General features: G+C 72.4%; 18 protein-coding genes. 5 read left to right on the top strand and 13 right to left on the bottom strand.

The window, feature by feature from the left end; genetic code table 11:
- The first annotated feature begins 96 nt into the window (after positions 1 to 96).
- A complete protein-coding gene (locus FXF52_RS05035) occupies positions 97 to 717 on the top strand; it encodes a putative glycolipid-binding domain-containing protein (protein ID WP_148794071.1) in 621 nt (206 codons plus the stop codon).
- 19 nt (positions 718 to 736) lie between these two features.
- Here the strand turns inward: FXF52_RS05035 and FXF52_RS05030 are convergent, their stop codons facing one another.
- The 3 genes from FXF52_RS05030 to FXF52_RS05020 all read right to left on the bottom strand — a co-directional run bounded on the left by FXF52_RS05030 (position 737) and on the right by FXF52_RS05020 (position 3,257).
- The gene (locus FXF52_RS05030; RefSeq protein ID WP_148794043.1) at positions 737 to 1,828 is read right to left on the bottom strand and encodes a PLP-dependent cysteine synthase family protein; all 1,092 of its coding nucleotides are present in this window, start codon (positions 1,826 to 1,828) and stop codon (positions 737 to 739) included.
- A gap of 22 nt (positions 1,829 to 1,850) precedes the next feature.
- The gene (locus FXF52_RS05025; RefSeq protein ID WP_148794042.1) at positions 1,851 to 2,681 is read right to left on the bottom strand and encodes an SDR family oxidoreductase; all 831 of its coding nucleotides are present in this window, start codon (positions 2,679 to 2,681) and stop codon (positions 1,851 to 1,853) included.
- Positions 2,682 to 2,798: 117 nt separating this feature from the next.
- Positions 2,799 to 3,257, bottom strand: a complete 459-nt coding sequence (locus tag FXF52_RS05020; RefSeq protein ID WP_148794041.1) for an Lrp/AsnC family transcriptional regulator — start codon at positions 3,255 to 3,257, stop codon at positions 2,799 to 2,801.
- Positions 3,258 to 3,527: 270 nt separating this feature from the next.
- Here FXF52_RS05020 and FXF52_RS05015 point away from each other — a divergent pair, with 270 nt between their 5' ends.
- Complete coding sequence (locus FXF52_RS05015) at positions 3,528 to 3,794, top strand: BldC family transcriptional regulator (RefSeq protein ID WP_073834151.1); 267 nt, start codon at positions 3,528 to 3,530, stop codon at positions 3,792 to 3,794.
- Positions 3,795 to 3,824: 30 nt separating this feature from the next.
- On the opposite strand, the gene FXF52_RS05010 is transcribed toward FXF52_RS05015, so the two are convergent.
- Positions 3,825 to 4,469 carry a UbiX family flavin prenyltransferase gene (locus tag FXF52_RS05010; RefSeq protein WP_148794040.1) on the bottom strand — a complete coding sequence of 215 codons (645 nt, stop codon included), beginning with the start codon at positions 4,467 to 4,469 and terminating at the stop codon, positions 3,825 to 3,827.
- Between the two features lie 167 nt (positions 4,470 to 4,636).
- On the opposite strand from FXF52_RS05010, the gene FXF52_RS05005 reads away from it, so the two are divergent.
- Entirely contained in the window at positions 4,637 to 5,602 is a 966-nt protein-coding gene (locus FXF52_RS05005) for a terpene synthase family protein (RefSeq protein ID WP_148794039.1), read from the top strand.
- 37 nt (positions 5,603 to 5,639) lie between these two features.
- Here FXF52_RS05005 and mqnP read toward each other — a convergent pair whose 3' ends face one another.
- From mqnP to FXF52_RS04990, 3 genes are all read right to left on the bottom strand, one after another.
- Positions 5,640 to 6,554, bottom strand: a complete 915-nt coding sequence (gene mqnP, locus FXF52_RS05000) for a menaquinone biosynthesis prenyltransferase MqnP (RefSeq protein WP_148794038.1) — start codon at positions 6,552 to 6,554, stop codon at positions 5,640 to 5,642.
- Positions 6,554 to 8,014: a menaquinone biosynthesis decarboxylase gene (locus tag FXF52_RS04995; RefSeq protein WP_148794037.1), complete on the bottom strand. Its 1,461-nt coding sequence runs from the start codon at positions 8,012 to 8,014 to the stop codon at positions 6,554 to 6,556. The genes mqnP and FXF52_RS04995 overlap by 1 nt, the downstream gene beginning before the upstream one ends.
- 118 nt (positions 8,015 to 8,132) lie before the next feature.
- Positions 8,133 to 8,696 carry a carboxymuconolactone decarboxylase family protein gene (locus FXF52_RS04990; RefSeq protein ID WP_148794036.1) on the bottom strand — a complete coding sequence of 188 codons (564 nt, stop codon included), beginning with the start codon at positions 8,694 to 8,696 and terminating at the stop codon, positions 8,133 to 8,135.
- A gap of 63 nt (positions 8,697 to 8,759) precedes the next feature.
- Between FXF52_RS04990 and FXF52_RS04985 the strand changes: the two genes are divergently transcribed.
- Positions 8,760 to 9,230, top strand: a complete 471-nt coding sequence (locus FXF52_RS04985; protein ID WP_148794035.1) for a MarR family winged helix-turn-helix transcriptional regulator — start codon at positions 8,760 to 8,762, stop codon at positions 9,228 to 9,230.
- A 9-nt stretch (positions 9,231 to 9,239) separates the two neighbouring features.
- On the opposite strand, the gene FXF52_RS04980 is transcribed toward FXF52_RS04985, so the two are convergent.
- Positions 9,240 to 10,721, bottom strand: coding sequence for an ATP-binding protein (locus FXF52_RS04980; RefSeq protein WP_255471738.1), 1,482 nt, complete (start codon positions 10,719 to 10,721; stop codon positions 9,240 to 9,242).
- A gap of 103 nt (positions 10,722 to 10,824) precedes the next feature.
- Here FXF52_RS04980 and FXF52_RS04975 point away from each other — a divergent pair, with 103 nt between their 5' ends.
- Entirely contained in the window at positions 10,825 to 11,031 is a 207-nt protein-coding gene (locus tag FXF52_RS04975) for a hypothetical protein (protein WP_148794034.1), read from the top strand.
- Here FXF52_RS04975 and ccsB read toward each other — a convergent pair.
- From ccsB to FXF52_RS04950, 5 genes are read right to left on the bottom strand one after another with little or no spacing between them, the layout of a single operon-like run.
- Positions 11,024 to 12,034, bottom strand: a complete 1,011-nt coding sequence (gene ccsB, locus FXF52_RS04970) for a c-type cytochrome biogenesis protein CcsB (protein WP_148794033.1) — start codon at positions 12,032 to 12,034, stop codon at positions 11,024 to 11,026. The two genes, FXF52_RS04975 and ccsB, sit on opposite strands and share 8 nt — an antisense overlap.
- Positions 12,034 to 13,647, bottom strand: coding sequence for a cytochrome c biogenesis protein ResB (locus FXF52_RS04965; protein WP_148794032.1), 1,614 nt, complete (start codon positions 13,645 to 13,647; stop codon positions 12,034 to 12,036). The genes ccsB and FXF52_RS04965 overlap by 1 nt, the downstream gene beginning before the upstream one ends.
- On the bottom strand, positions 13,647 to 14,522 hold the full coding sequence (locus FXF52_RS04960; protein ID WP_148794031.1) for a cytochrome c biogenesis CcdA family protein: 876 nt from the start codon (positions 14,520 to 14,522) through the stop codon (positions 13,647 to 13,649). The genes FXF52_RS04965 and FXF52_RS04960 overlap by 1 nt, the downstream gene beginning before the upstream one ends.
- On the bottom strand, positions 14,522 to 15,094 hold the full coding sequence (locus tag FXF52_RS04955; protein ID WP_148794030.1) for a TlpA disulfide reductase family protein: 573 nt from the start codon (positions 15,092 to 15,094) through the stop codon (positions 14,522 to 14,524). The genes FXF52_RS04960 and FXF52_RS04955 overlap by 1 nt, the downstream gene beginning before the upstream one ends.
- Positions 15,094 to 15,741, bottom strand: coding sequence for a histidine phosphatase family protein (locus FXF52_RS04950; RefSeq protein WP_148794029.1), 648 nt, complete (start codon positions 15,739 to 15,741; stop codon positions 15,094 to 15,096). The genes FXF52_RS04955 and FXF52_RS04950 overlap by 1 nt, the downstream gene beginning before the upstream one ends.

The following is a 15,741-nucleotide window of genomic DNA, read 5'->3' as shown; positions in this document are numbered from 1 at the left end:
TGACGGACGCCGCCGTCGAGCGACTGCTCGACGGCGGCGTCCCCGCATCCCGCGCCGTCGTCGCCCGGGTGGCGTAACGTCCGGTTCATGCCCACGATGCCGAAGTCGTTCTTCTGGTCCAGAACCGACACCGCCGGGTCGGAGCACGCCATCCTCGATGACCGCCAGGGCCTCACCGCACAGGGCGTGATGCTGGCCGTGGACCCGGTCCCCTACACCTGCCGATACCGGCTGACGGTCGGCGCGGACTGGTCGGCGACCCGGCTGGAGGTCGAGGCCGACGGGGGCGGCTGGGCGCGGAGCGTACGCCTGGAACGCGACGGGGACGGGTGGCGGGTGCGCACCGGCGAGGAGGGCGACCTCGACGCGGCGCTGAGCGCGGCCGGGCATCCGCCCGCCGGGCTGCCGGGCACCGACGAGCCGGGCCGGCTGGCCCCGGCGCTCGACCTCGACCTGGGCGGCTCGGTGCTGTTCAACACCCTTCCGGTACGCCGGCTCGGGCTGAGCCGGGCCCCGGCGGAGCAGGCCCGGCGGATCGCCGTCGCCTGGGTGCTGGTGCCGAGCCTGGCGGTGGTCCCGGCCGAGCAGGTCTACACCTCGCTCGGGCCGGCCCGGATCCGCTTCGCCAGCGACAGCTTCACCGCCGACCTGGATCTCGACCCGAACGGCTTCGTGGTGCGCTACCAGGGGCTGGCCGAGCGGGTCTTCCCCGGCTGACCCGCCCAGCGGAGCCGGGTCAGGCCGGCCAGGCGCCGGTGGCGAGGAAGCGGTCGATGGTGGCCTGGTGCGGGGCCAGGTCCAGGCCCTGCCCGGCCACCCACTCGTCGGCGTAGTAGGTGTGCGCGTACCGGTCGCCGGCGTCGCAGATCAGGGTCACCACCGACCCGGTCCGGCCGGCGGCGAGCAGCTCCGCGATCAGCCCGAACGCGCCCCAGAGGTTGGTGCCGGTGGAGCCGCCCACCCGGCGGCCGAGCACCGCCGACCCGGCCCGCATGGCGGCCAGCGACGCGGCGTCCGGCACCTGGACCATCCGGTCCACCACCGAGGGCAGGAACGACGCCTCCACAGTGGGCCGCCCGATGCCCTCGATCCGGGAGCCCCGGCCGGTCCGCACCGACCAGTCCGCGGCCTGCCAGGCGGGGTAGAACGCGGAGTTCTCCGGGTCGACCACGCACAGCTTGGTGGGCAGCCGGCGGTAGCGGGCGTACCGGCCGATGGTGGCGCTGGTGCCGCCCGTCCCGGCGCCCACCACGATCCACGCCGGCACGGGGTGCCGCTCCAGCGCGAGCTGCGCGTAAATCGACTCGGCGATGTTGTTGTTGCCTCGCCAGTCGGTGGCCCGCTCGGCGTAGGTGAACTGGTCCATGAAGTGCCCGCCGGTGTCCTCGGCCAGCCAGCGGGCCTCGATCACCACCTTGGCCGGGTCCTGGACGAGGTGGCAGCGCCCGCCCTGGAACTCGATCTGGGCGATCTTCTCCGGTGAGGTGGAGGCCGGCATCACCGCGATGAACGGCAGCCCCAGCATCCGCGCGAAGTACGCCTCGGAGACCGCCGTCGAGCCGGACGACGCCTCGATGATCGTGGTCTCCGGCCCGATCCAGCCGTTGCAGAGCCCGTACAGGAAGAGCGACCGGGCCAGCCGGTGCTTGAGCGAGCCGGTGGGGTGCACCGACTCGTCCTTGAGGTAGAGGTCGATGCCCCATTCCCGGGGCAGCGGGAAGGGCAGCAGGTGGGTGTCGGCGGAGCGGTTGGCGTCCGCCTCGACCGTGGCGATCGCCTCGGTCACCCAGGCTCGGCTGGCCTCGTCACACCGGTCGAGATGAGTCACGTCGGCAACGTTACAAGCGAGCTCAGCTCGCGCTCGGGCCGGCCCGGCGCGCCTGCCGGCGCTGACCGGCCCGACCGGCGGCCCGGACCACCGGGGTGAGGGCCAGGGCGAGCCGGGGGAAGGCGTCCAGGAGCCGGACCTGGGCACCGCGCCAGCGCGGCAGGCTGACCACCGGGCGCGGCCGGCGGGCCAGCCGCACCGCCCGCGCGGCCACCCGCTCGGGCGTGAGCAGCGACCCGGTGAAGGAGGCCAGGGCCCCCGGGTCGTCGAGCTTGTCGTGCAGCATCGGCGTCCAGATCCCGTCCGGGCAGAGGCACGACACGTGTACGCCCCGGACGCCGGCCATCCGCAGGTCGGCCAGGGTGCCGAGGCTGAACGCGAGCAGGGCGTGCTTGCTGGCCGCGTAGACGGTCTCGCCGGGGGCGGCGATCAGCCCGGCCAGGGAGACGATGTTGAGCACGTGTCCGTGACCCTGTTCCCGCATGATCGTCAGGGCGGCCAGGGTCCCGGTCATCGCGCCGAGCGCGTTCACCTCGACCAGCCGCCGACGGGTCGACGCGTCGTGCGTCCAGGCGGGTCCGGTGACCAGCAGGCCGGCGTTGTTCACCCAGAGCCCGAGCCCGCCGGCCGCTCCGGCCGCCGTCGCGGCGACCTCGGCGCAGGCCGCCTCGTCCCGTACGTCGAGCCGCCGGGACCAGCCGCCGAGCGGTGCGGCGGCGGCGGCCACCGCGTCGCCGTCCACGTCGGTGAGCAGGACGCGCCATCCGTCGGCGTGCAGCGCGGCGGCGATCGCGCGGCCGAGCCCGCCGGCCGCCCCGGTCACCACGGCAGCGCCCCGCGCGGAGATCGTCATCGGCGCACGGTATCCCCGCGGCGAGGTCAGGACCAGAGGTCCCCTGTCCCGGCGGCTGACCGGCCGCTCGGTTTCGACCGGCACCACCGGCCCGGCGGATGGCCGTAAACGAGCCGGTCAGGAGGCGGACGGCTCGACCGGCTGGGGGCGGTTCTCCCACTTGGTCGACAGAGCGATCCCGGTACGGGTGGAGGCCACCCCGGGCGTCCGGTTCAACCGCACGATGAGCTGCTCCAGCTCGGCGATGGTGCCCACCCGGGCCTTGAGCAGGAACGACTCGACCCCGGCCATGAAGTAGCAGGACTCGATCTCGGGCATCTGCCGGAACGCCTCCAGCACGTCGTCGGTGTCGGCGTTGGAATCCTCGACGATGCCGATCAGCGCGGTGACCGCCAGCCCGATCGCCTCGGGCTCGACCTCGGCCCGGTACGCCCGGATGACCCCGCTCGACTCGAGCTTGCCGACCCGCTCGTGCACCGCCGGCGCCGAGAGCCCCACCTGGCGGGCCAGCTCGGCGTACGACAGGCGGGCGTTGCCGCGCAGCAGCTCCACGAGGCTCAGGTCGATCGCGTCCACAGAGTGTCACCCTATCCGTTCGGGCGTAACGCCCGACGGTCGGTAACAGTTGAACATGACGTCATGTAACGGTTCACAAACCAGCAGTCAGGGCAGTTCTCGGCCGGTACCATTTACTAACTTCTCACTTCCGTGCGTTTTTCGCGTTTGGGCGGACAGGCCAGGTCGCTGGTGCTGTAATTGCCATACGTCCCTCATGACGGCTCTGGGCTCGCACCGGCCGGGGGCAGTGTGTTCAGCCGGGGGCTTCGTCGATGCGAGGAGGGGGCTGTGGACACTGGAGATCGCCTGCTGACACCGGGTGAGGTCGCCGCGCTGTTTCGGGTTGACCCGAAGACCGTGACGAGATGGGCAGCGGCCGGGCGGATAGGCAGCATCCGGACTCCAGGCGGGCATCGCCGGTTTCGGGAATCGGAGGTACGGGCCCTGCTCGAGGGGGAGGGCATGCTGGACGAGGCGGAGGACATGGGAAAGTCGCGCAACATGGGCCCGACCGCCTCGACCGGCCCCGGACCGGCGAACGCCGGCATGTACTGAGTCGGTACCGATCGGCACGCGGGCCGGCCGTCAGGCCCGGTCCGCGTCCCGCCGGGACGCGGCCAGCTCACCCGACCACCGACGAAAGAGCGTGTGCGGTACGCCGAGCGAGTCGAGCACCTTGCCGGCCACGAAGTCGACCAACTGCTGGGCGGAGGCCGCCGCGCCGGCGCCGTAGAAGCCGGGGCTGGCGGGCAGCACCACCGCACCGGCGTCGTGCAGCGCGATGAGATGCTCCAGGTGGCTGCGGGTCACCGGGGTCTCCCGTGGCACCACCACCACCGGCCGCCGTTCCTTGAGATTCACCTCGGCGGCGCGCTGCAAGAGGTCCTTGGAGAGGCCGATCGCGATGCCCGCGCAGGCCGCGGTGCTCGCCGGGACCACCGCCATCCCGCGTACCCGGTAGGAGCCGCTGCTCGGGCCGGCCGCCAGGTCGCCGGCGGGCCAGTGCCGCAGGTCGGCGCCGGCGAGGTCGCGCCCCAGCCAGGCGGCCAGGTCCTCGACCCAGTGCGCGTCCCGGAAGGCGCGGCCGGTCTCGTCGAGGATGGTCAGCCGGGCGGCCCGGGAGACGATCAGGTCCACCGCCTCGCCGGCGTCGAGCAGGCCCCGGACGACGGCGGCCGCGTACGGCGTGCCGGAGGCCCCGGAGACGCCGACCACCCATGGTTCACGCATACCGTCAAGCGTGCCTGGTCCGGCCGGGCGGCCGGGCGGGGACCCCCGCGGCACGTCCGTACCGTCCTGCTTGTCCCGCGACAAGCACCGATGTCCACAGGGGCGGCGAGGCGCTCCGCGACCTGCCATGCTTCCGACGATCATCCATGCCCAGGAAGGGATCGGTGATGACGGAGGCGGTGCTCCGCTCGCTGCGGTCCGACTGCCCGATCCGGCCCCGGCTCTCGCCCTACGCCGACGGGGTGCAGGAGTGGCTGGTCGACCAACTCGACCGGCTCGGCCTGCTCCGCGACGCCGCCGCTCGGCAGCGGCTGGCCCGGGCCGGTTTCGCCCGGTACGCCGGCCGGCTCTACCCGGGCGCCGCCGAGCCCGACCTGCGCGCGCTGGCCGCCCTGTTCGCCTGGTTCTTCCTGGTCGACGACCTGTGCGACGGGCCGGGGCGGCCCGATCCGGCGGGGATCCGGGCGCTGCGGGACGGGACGCTGGCCCTGCTCCGGGAGGGTCCCCGGGCCCGGCATCCCGGCTTCTCGGGTCCCCTGCGGCGGCTGCTGGTGCAGGCGTGGCGCGAGCCGCGGCGACGGATGCCGGCCCGCTGGCGGCTGCGCTTCGCCGACGCCGTCGCCGACCACCTCGACGGCGCCGGGCGGGAGGCGGCCGCCAAGGCCGCCGGCCGGCCCCCCGGGATCGAGGAGTACGTGGCGCTGCGCCGGGCCACCTCGGCCGCGTACGTGTCGTATCCGCTGATCGAGTTCGCGGCCGGCCGGCCGCTACCCGACGCGGTCTACCACCATCCCGCGCTGCGCCGGCTCGCCGAACTCGCCAACGACCTGCTCTCCTGGTTCAACGACCTGGCCTCGTTGGACCGGGACCGGGCCACCGCCGGCGGTCACAATCTGGTGCTGGCGGTGGCCGCCGAGCGGGGCGTGCCGGTGCGGGACGCGGTGGCGCTGGTCGCCGACCGCTGGCGGACCGAGATGGCCCGCTTCATGGCGCTGCGCGCCGCCGTACCGTCGTTCGGTCCGGCGCTGGACGAGTCGGTCGCCGTCCACGTCGACGGCGTCTCGAACGCCGTCCGCGGCACCGTCGACTGGACCCTGGAGAGCGCCCGCTACCCGGTCGGCTCCGCCCGCTGACGCGGGCTCACGGCACCGCTGCCCGCTGACCTCCGACTCACGGCCGCAGGCCGAGGCGGACCACCAGGTCGAGCAGGGCGAACACGAACAGGGCGATGCCCACGAAGCCGTTGGCGGTGAAGAACGCCCGGTTGACCTTGCTCAGGTCGGCCGGGCTGACCACCAGGTGCTGGTAGCCGAAGGCGAGCGCGGTGAACGCCAGGCCGATCCACCAAAGCCAGCCGAAGCCGACCAGCGCGCCGAACCAGATGAACAGCGCGAAGGTCACCACGTGCGCGACGGTGGAGGCGTGCAGCGCGAAGCGCAGCCCGTAGCGCGCCGGGACGCTGTGCACCCCGATCTTCCGGTCGACGTCCGCGTCCTGGCAGGCGTAGATCAGGTCGAAGCCGCCGATCCACAGGCCCACGGCCGCGCCGAGCAGCCAGGCCGGCCCGGAGCCGGCGAGCGTGCCGGTGACCGCCAGCCAGGCGCCGACCGGCCCGACCGCCTGGGCCACCGCCAGAATGGCGTGCGGCCAGTTGGTGAACCGCTTGCCGTAGGGGTAGACGACCAGCGGGACCACGGCGAGCGGCGCGAGCGCCAGGCAGAGCGGGTTGAGCAGGGCGGCGGCGGCGAGGAAGACCACCAGCGCGACGGCCGCGCCGGTCCAGGCCGTCCGCAGGCTCACCGCCCCGGTCACCAACTCCCGGTTGGCGGTACGCGGATTCCGCGCGTCGATCCGCCGGTCGAGGATCCGGTTGGCGGCCATGGCGAACGTCCGCGCCCCGACCATCGCCACGGTGATCAGCAGCAGGTCGAGCCAGCGGACCTGCCCGCCGTGGACCCGCATCGCGGTCAGCGCGGACAGGTACGCGAACGGCAGCGCGAACACGGAGTGCTCGATGGTGACCAGCTTGAGGAAGGACTTGACCCGGCCCGGGCGTTCCACCGGGGCCTCGGCGACCGCGGCCATCAGATCCCGTACTCCTTCCAGCGCTTGTCGACCAGCGACACCACCTCGGGCGACATGGTCATCTCCTCCGGCCAGCCCCGGGTGTAACCCTCGGCGGGCAGCTTGCGGGTCGCGTCGATGCCCGCCTTGCCGCCCCAGAACTGCTGGTACGACGCGTGGTCGAGGTGGTCCACCGGCCCCTCGGTGAGCATCAGGTCGCGGGCGTAGTCGACGTTGCCGAAGGCGCGGAAGGCGACCTCGTTGTAGTCGTGCACGTCGCAGTCCTCGTCGACGATCACGATCAGCTTGGTCAGCGACATCAGGTGGGCGCCCCAGATCGCGTTCATCACCTTCTGCGCGTGCTTCGGGTAGCGCTTGCGGATCGACACGATCGCGCAGTTGTGGAAGACCCCGGCGGCCGGCAGGTCGTAGTCGACGATGTCCGGGATCAGCAGCCTGAGCAGCGGCTGGAAGATCCGCTCCGTGGCCTTGCCCAGGCCGTGGTCCTCCTGCGGCGGCTTCGAGGTGACGATCGAGTGGTAGACCGGGTCGCGCTGCATGGTCATCGTCTCGACGTGCAGCACCGGGAACGGCTCGACCGGGGTGTAGAAGCCGGTGTGGTCGCCGAACGGGCCCTCGGGCAGCCGCTCGCCGGGCTCCAGGTAGCCCTCCAGCACCACCTGGGCGTGCGCCGGCACCTGCAGCGGCACGGTCAGGCAGTCGACCATCTCCACCCGCTCGCCGCGCAGGAAGCCGGCGAACAGGTACTCGTCGATGTCACTGGGGAGCGGCGCGGTGGCCGCGTACGAGACGACCGGGTCGCAGCCGATCGCGATGGCGACCGGGAGCCGCTGGCCGAGCCGCTCGGCGACCGCGTGGTGGGCGGTGGAGTCCTTGTGGATCTGCCAGTGCATGCCCAGCGTGTTCCGGCTGTGCTGCTGGAGCCGGTAGAGGCCGAGGTTGCGCTTGCCGGTCTCCGGGTGCTTGGTGTGGGTCAGCCCGAAGTTGTGGAAGATGCCGCCGTCCCCCGGCCAGACCTGCAGCCCGGGCAGCCGGTTCAGGTCGACGTTGTCGCCCCGGTAGACCACCTGCTGGCAGGGCGCGGTCTTCACCTTGCGCGGCGGCACCGACTTGAGCTGCATGACCTTGCCGAGGCCCTCGCGGATGCCGGACCAGCCGACCGGCAGCTCCGGCTTGATCAGCCCGCCGATCCGCTCGCCGATCTCGTCCAGCGACTCGACGCCGAGCGCCATCGCCATCCGCTTCTCGGTGCCGAACAGGTTGATCGCCACCGGCATCTCACCCCGGGTCGGCCGCTCGAAGAGCAGCGCCGGACCGTCGGCCCGCACGGTCCGGGTGACCACCTCGCTGATCTCCAGCGTGGGGTCGACCGGGACGCTCACCCGCCGCAGCTCGCCCGCGCGCTCCAGCGCCGCGAGGAAGTCCTTGAGATCGGTGTACGGGAAGCCACGAGCCGCCATGACTGCCATCCTCCCGCACCCCCCACCACCCCGCCCACGCCGGGTGCTGTGACGCGAGAGGAAGGACCCCGCTCAACGCCTCCGGTAGAGCAGGGGTCCCCGGTTGGCGCACGCGCGCTCAGCCGGCCGCCGGCTCCCAGGCGTACGCGGTGAGAGGCGGGTCGAGCGGGGCGTCGACGAGCCGGTTGGCGAAGGTCGAGATGGTGTACGTCCCGACGCCGAGCACCACGTCCAACGCGTGCCGCGGCCGCCAGCCGGCGGCGAGGAACGCGTCCAGCTCCGGATCCGGCACCGCGCCCCGGTGGTCGAGCACGGCCAGGGTGAACCGGCGCAGCGCCTCCAGTCGCGGCTCCGGCAGTGCGGCGCCGGCGCGCAGCGCCTCGATCAGCTCGGGCGTCCCGCCGCGCCCGGCCAGGGTGGCGGTATGCATGGCCACGCAGAGGTGGCACTCGTTGCGGGTGGCGACGGTGAGCACCACCACCTCCCGGGCGATCGGGTCGAGGTCAGTGGACTCGAAGACGGCGGTGGCGCCGAGGAAGCCCTTGAGCAGCTCGGGCGACTCCGCCATCAGGCCCACGGCGGTGGGCAGGTGGCCCTGCTTGCGATGCACGCCGGCCATGACCGGACGGGCGGCGGCGGGCGCGGTGTCAAGGGTGTGGGCGGTGAAGACTGGTCGGGACATGACGGGACCCCTCACGTAAGATAGTCAACGTGGTTGACGAGATAGTAAACGGGGTTGTCGAACATGGCAACGCCTGACCGCCCGGGCTTCGCGCTCCCGCTGCTGATGCTCGCCGGCTTCCGCACCCTCATCGACGACCTGCACGCCGAGCTGGCCCGGCAGGGCCACCCCGACCTGCGCCCGGTGCACGGCTTCGTCCTTCAGGCGGTCGGCATGGCCGGCACCACGGCCAGTGAGCTGGGCCAGCGCCTCGGCGTCTCCAAGCAGGCGGCGGGCAAGACCGTCGACCGGCTGGTGGCGCTCGGCTACCTGGACCGCGCCGACGACCCCGCCGACGCCCGACGCAAGCTGGTCCGGTTGACCGACCGGGGGCTGGACGGATTGCGCCGCTCCGCTGTCGTGTTCGATCAGCTCCGCGACCGCTGGGCGGCCACCCTGGGCGCCGACCGGGTCGCGGCGATCGAGGACGACCTGCGCACGGTGGCGCAGCCGAACTTCTTCCGCCTCGACGTCCCCGGCTGGTTCGGCACCTGACCCGCGCGCTCAGCCGGCGTAGAGCCGCGCGGAGTCCACCAACACGACGTCCGACTCAGCCGACGCCACGCCGACAAGCTCATCGGTGAACCCGTCCGCGCTCGCAAGCAGCAGGCGGGTGTGGGTGGCGTCAACTCCGGGGCGACGGACGAGCACTTCCCGAATGCGCCGCAGCCGCTCCAGGTCCGCCTGGCCCAACCGCCGGCCCCACTTCACCTCACCGATCGCGAGCAGCGGACGCGGGCCGTCACCGAGCGGCGGCTCACCAAACGCGACGAGATCCAGCTCGTGGCTGGTTCGGGTGGACGGGTCCGTCACGGTCGCGGCACTGGCCTCCGCGACGATGCCGCCGAAGACGTCCAGGTCGGCGAAACGGATTGCCCACTGCCGGACGATCTCCTCGAACCGCGGACCGAGAACGGCGCTGGTGTACCGACGCTTCGACCGGCGCCACACGTCCGCACCGCGACGCTGTTCCAGCGCGGTCCAGGCAGGTCGCATGACCGCCTGATAGAAGGTGATGAGTGGTTCGGTGATCCGGTAGCTGCTGCGCCCGCTCCGCAGCGGGTCCGGTTCCCGCACCAGCAGGCCGGCGTCCTCCAGCACAGTGAGCGGGTGTTGCAGTTCATTCGCCTTACGCCCGATGTAACCGGCGATCCCGCCACGACTGGCGTTGCCCTCGGCAACCGCCGCGAGCACCGAATGGTAGAGAGCGGCGTCCCGCAGATCAGGGTCCTCGGCCAGCAGGTAGCGCGCCTCCCGGAACAACGGTCGCGCCGGGTTGAGGACCGTCCGCACCACCCAGTCGTCGAAGTCCTCCGGACCGCTCGGCGCGTCGTCCTGGACGTATTCGCGCCGGTAGGCCGGCGTCCCACCGACTATCGAGAAGACCTGCACCGCCAGCAACGGGTCCTCGACGCCCCAGAACGCCGCAGCGGCCCGATAGTCGAGCGGCGGCACTGGTAGCTCCAGGCCGGCCCGACCACGCAGCGGGGCGGAACCGGCCAGCAGGCCACCCATGAAGGGCAGGGCCGATCCGCAGAGCAGCAGGCGGGTACGGGACTGCGTACGCTCCGGCCGCCCAGGCGTAAGAGCGTGCTGGATGATCGACGGGAGGTCTCGGGCAACGCGCACCAGATAGGGGAACTCGTCGATGACCACCGTTACCGGCCGTTCCCGCCCCAGGGCGAGCAGGGCATCCACCGCCGAACTCCAGTCGGCCAACTGAACCGGTCCGGGCGCACCCGTGTAGGCACCGAGCGCCTCGCCGAGCCGCCGGAGCGACTCCGCCGCCGTCGCCTCCGTAGCGCCGAAGTAGAAGCCGCCGCTGGCTCGGGCCAGCTCATAAAGCAGCAATGTCTTGCCTTGGCGGCGTCGGCCGCTGACGACCCCGAGGGTGGCACCCGATCGCTCGTCGCCGGCGAAGCGAGTCAACTCGGCCCACTCGACGTCCCGGTCGAAGATCACCTTCGGCTTCGGCAGTTGAGTCACGAGGGCCACCGCATTTCATAGAACTACACTTCTTAGAAGTGTAGTTCTACATTTTGCGGATGCAGGAGTGGACACGGTGCCTTCGTGGCGCGAAGGTACGAGGATGAGTGACGCGTACGTGGTGGGCGACCCGGACGGCCTCTCCCCGCTGCTGCGGGAGATCCGCGACGCGGTCGCCCGGGAGCTGCACGCCCAGCTGGCCATGCGGGCCGAGCGGATCGAGCTGGCCGACGTCCCCGAGATCGCCTACCAGGTGACGCTCGGCGTCGACCGGGTGCTCACCGGTCGACGCCGGACGGGGGTCAGCTGACGCCGGCGTACGAGTGCAGGCCGGTGAAGAAGAAGTTCACCCCGAACAGATTCATCAGCATGGTCAGGAAACCCAGAATCGAGATCCAGGTGGCCACGTTCCGCTTGACGCTCGGGGTGGCTCGGGCGTGCAGGTAACCGGCGTACACCACCCAGGAGATGAACGCCCAGGTCTCCTTGGGGTCCCAGCCCCAGGCCCGACCCCAGGCCGCCTCGGCCCAGATCGCCCCGGCGATCACCGCGAAGGTGAAGATCGGGAAGGCGAAGGCGTGCAGCGCGAAGGTCAGCCGCTCCAAGCCGGCCGCCGCCGGCAGCCGACGGGCCAGGGTGTACGGGAAGCTCCGCCGCCCCTGCTCCCAGCCGGCCCGCATCAGGTACGCCGCGGCCGGCACCACGCCCAGCAGGAAGATGCCGGAGGCGAAGATGATCGTCGACACGTGGATGATGAACCAGTACGACTGCAGCGCCGGCATCAGCGGGGTGACCTGCACGTAGAGCTTCAGCTCGGCGAACGCCAGCAGCAGCACCATGACCAGGGTCAGGAAGAGCCCGAGCCGGCGCAGCGACGGCTGCTTCCAGAGCACCGCGAGCCAGGCCGCGGCCCCGATGAAGGTGACCGTCAGCACGAACTCGTACATGTTGCCCCAGGGCATCCGGTCGGCGGCGACGCCCCGGGTGACGACCGCACCCAGGTGCAGCACGACGGCGAGCGCGGTGACCCAGCCGGCGATCCGCCCGGCGAGCGCGGCGCGGGCGGCCGAGCGGCTGGGCCGGTTCCCGGCCGGCGTGGCAGGCGCGGTGCTGGCCGGGGCGGCGGGTGCCTCGACCGGGCCGCCGGCGCCGCCGACACCGGCACCGGCACCGACCAGCTCCCGGGCCGGCGCGGCCGTCTTCACCGACACCGCGCGGGCGTTGCCGAGCGCGTACTCGACGGCGTGGCTGATCATCGCGACCAGGTACGCCAGGATCGCGTACGTGACCAGCTGGTCGGAGAGTGCGGACATCACTCGACCCCTTCTCGCGCCCGGCCGTCGCTTCGCCCGTCGTCGCTGACCGCGGCGACGAGCTGTGCGAACTCGTCGGCGAACCCCGGATGCTCGGTGCGCGGCAGCCCACCGGCCTCCACCAAGCTACTACCGTGCGTCGGAGATCCGCCCTCGGGGGGCGAAATCCGGAACCAGACCCGCCGCCGCCGGGCGAAGAGCGAGCCCATCAGGCCGGCGAGCAGCGTCACGCAGGCGCCGAGCATCAGCATCTGCCCTGGGGCATATCGGACCGCGATGGTGATGTACGGCTTCGTGCCGACGAACTCCAGCGTGCTGCCGTCGTCCAGGGTCCACTTCTCGCCCACGCCCAGCTTCTTGTTGCCGATCTGCTTGAGCTTGCCGTTGTCGATCTGCCGCTGGTCGAGCTGGTAGACCGACCCGGGGATGCCGGCGTCCAGGCCGAGGTTGCCCCGGTACGCGGCGAGCACCACCGCCGGGTTCCGTTCCTCGGGGAACTGCGACGCGACGAACGGCGCGCTCTCCGGGGCGGTGGGCAGGTAGAGCCCGTCGAAGGCGACCTGCTGATCGGGGGCGCGCTGGCCGGTCTTCGGGTCGACGTTCGCGTCCGGGAACGCGGCCACCCCCTCCTCGGTCGCGTTCGCGTCGCCGGTACGCAGGAACGGCACGGTGCTGGTCTGGGTACGGCCGTAGCGGTCGGTGTACTTCAGGATCGGGGCGTACCCGTTGCCGAGCAGGTAGACGTTGGCCGAGCCGAGCCGCAGCGGCGAGTTGACCGAGAAACCGGCGGTCCGCGTCGCGCCGTCCGGCTGGTCGACGGTCACCGTGGCCCAGTAGTGCGCGGCCTGCCCGGACGGGAGGTACTTCGCGTCGAACTTGTCCAGCTTGAGGCAGAACGGCGGCAGGTCGGCGCTGTCCACCCGGGGGCCGAGCGTCGCCTCGGCGTACTGCTGCCGGGTGTTGCAGAAGGCGTTGTCCTCGCCCGCCACCAGCAGCCGGTTGCCGTGCCAGCCGTACCAGGAGCCGACCGCGACGCCGAGCAGGACGGCGACCAGCGAGACGTGGAAGAGCAGGTTGCCGGTCTCCTTGAGGTAGCCCTTCTCGGCGGAGACCTCGTTGCCGCGGACCACGACCCGCCAGCGGCGGCGGCGCAGCACCGCCGCGATCGCCTCGGGGTCGGCGGCGGCCGGGGCCGCCAGCACCGTGTGCTGCGGCAGCCGCTCCAGGCGCTTCGGCGCGGCCGGCGGCTGCAGGCGCAGCGCCCGGACGTGGTCGCGCGCCCGGGGCAGGATGCAGCCGACCAGCGAGGTGAAGAGCAGCAGGTAGATCGCGGAGAACCAGACCGAGCCGAAGACCTCGAACATGCCGAGCTGGTCCAGGCGCGGGGCGAGGTCGGGGTGGTCGACGAAGTACTGGTTGACCTTCTCCGGGCTGACCCCGCGTTGTGGCAGCACCGAGCCGGGGATGGCGGCGACCGCGAGCAGGAAGAGCAGGATCAGCGCGGTACGCATGCTGGTGAGCTGCCGCCACGAGTTGCGCAGCAGGGCCAGCACCGGGTTGACCCGGCGCCGGGGCGCGGGCGGGGCCGCCGGCCGGTCGTCCACGGTCGTCATCAGATGCTCACCTCGCCCGTGCCCACGTGCGTCTGCAACCAGATCACGAAGTTCTGCCAGCCGCCGGTGACCAGCGCCAGGCCGATCAGGATCAGCAGGGCGCCGCCGATGCGGGTGACCCAGCGGCTGTTGCGCCGGACGGCGCGGAACAGCCCGAGCAGGCGGTGGAAGCCCAGCCCGAAGACGACGAACGGTACCCCCAGGCCGAGGCAGTACGCCACGGCGAGCAGCACCGCCCGGTCGGTCTTGCCCTCGACCGCCGCCAGACCGAGCACCGCACCGAGCGTCGGGCCGGTGCACGGCAGCCAGCTCAGCGCGAAGACCGCGCCGAGGACCGGGGCGCCGAGCAGCCCGGCGGCGGGCAGCCGGTGGATCCGGAACTCGCGCTGCAACCCGGGGACCACCCCGAGATAGCCGAGGCCGAGTACGACGATTAGGGCGCCGATGACGATCTCCAGCGTGCGCTCGTACTCGAAGAAGAGCTTGCCGACGCCGGAGAAGAGGATCGCGGTGGCGGTGAACACGGCGGTGAACCCGGCGATGAAGAGCAGCGTGCCGGCGAGCACCCGCCCCTTCACGACGGCCACCGGCCGGGCTGCCGGCGGCGCGGCGACGGCCACGCCGCCATTGCTGTCCGCGCCGCCCGCCGGGTTGGCAGGGGCCCCCTCCGCCACCGGGGGCGTCGACCGGGGGCGCTTCCTTTCCGCCCGCCCCTCCAGGTCGGCGCCGGCCAGCCCGGTGACGTACGACAGGTAGCCGGGCATCAGCGGCAGGACGCATGGGGAGAGGAAGCTGACCAGCCCGGCGAGCGCCGCCGCGCCCACGGCCAGCAGCAGCGGGCCGGACTCGGCGAGGTGGCGGAACGTCTCGCCCATCAGCGGGATCCGGACGCCGGCTGCTCGGCGGCGATCCGCTCGACGATGGGTCGCAGCCGGTCCTGGGTCACGGCGGCCCGGATCACGGTGGCGATCCGCCCGTCGCGGTCCAGCACGACGGTGGCCGGGATGGTGTTCGGAGGGATGTCCAGGGCCAGCGCCAGCCGGCTCGCCGGGTCGAAGAGGCTCGGGTAGGTGACCCGGCCCTCCTCGAAAGCGATCGCCTTGTCCTTGCTGTCCTGCACGTTGATGCCGAGGAAGCTGACCCCGGACGCCTTGGTGGCCTGGTAGGTGGCCTCCAGGTCGTCGGCCTCGGCGCGGCAGGGCGCGCACCAGGAACCCCAGAAGTTGATCACCACGACCTGCCCGCGGGCGTCGGCGATGTCGTACCGGCCGCCGGTGAGCAGGTCACCGGCCAGCTTGGGGGCCGTCGACCGCTGGTCGGGCGCGCATTCGATGACGCCGTTCCGGTCCGAGCAGCGGCTCTCCTGGTTTCCGGAGGAGCAGCCGACCAGCGCCGTCCCGGCGGTGACGGCGGCGAGCAGGGCGGCGACGAGCCTCCGGGTGAGCATCAGGCTCCCTTGGCCGTCCGGGCGGTCGGCGAGATCGCGATCAGGTGGGCCGCCGGCTCGGAGTAGCCGATGCCGACGACCTTGGCACCGTCGAAGTGGAACGAGGTGAGGCTGGCCAGCCCGCACTGCCGCTTGCGCGGGTCGTGCCAGAGCCGCTTGCGCTCGACGTACCGGCGCAGCGTCCAGATGGGGAGCTGGTGGGAGACGAGCACGGCCTCGCGCCCCTCGGCGGCGATCCGGGCGGCATGCAGCGCGGCGAACATCCGCTCGGCGATGGCCCGGTAGGCCTCACCCCAGGACGGGGTGACCGGGTCGCGCAGCACCCACCAGTTGCGCGGGTCGCGGAACGAGCCGTCGCCTGGGGAGACCTTCTTGCCCTCGAACCAGTTGGCGCTCTCGATCAGCCGCTCGTCCACCCCCACCGGGAGGCCGAACTGCGCGGCGATCGGCTCGGCGGTCTGCTGCGCGCGTTCCAGCGGGCTGGCCACCACGTGCACCACGGTCTTGTCGGCGAGCGCTTGGGCGGCGGCCTTGGCCATCTGGACGCCCAGCTCGGAGAGGCGGAAACCGGGCAGCCGGCCGTAGAGGATGCCGTCCGGGTTGTGCACCTCGCCGTGCCGCAGCACGTGGACCACCGTCTCGCTCAC

This window comes from Micromonospora sp. MP36 (genome assembly GCF_008119785.1).
Classification (GTDB): Bacteria; Actinomycetota; Actinomycetes; order Mycobacteriales; family Micromonosporaceae; genus Micromonospora.
This window is presented reverse-complemented; position numbering and strand designations above follow the sequence as displayed.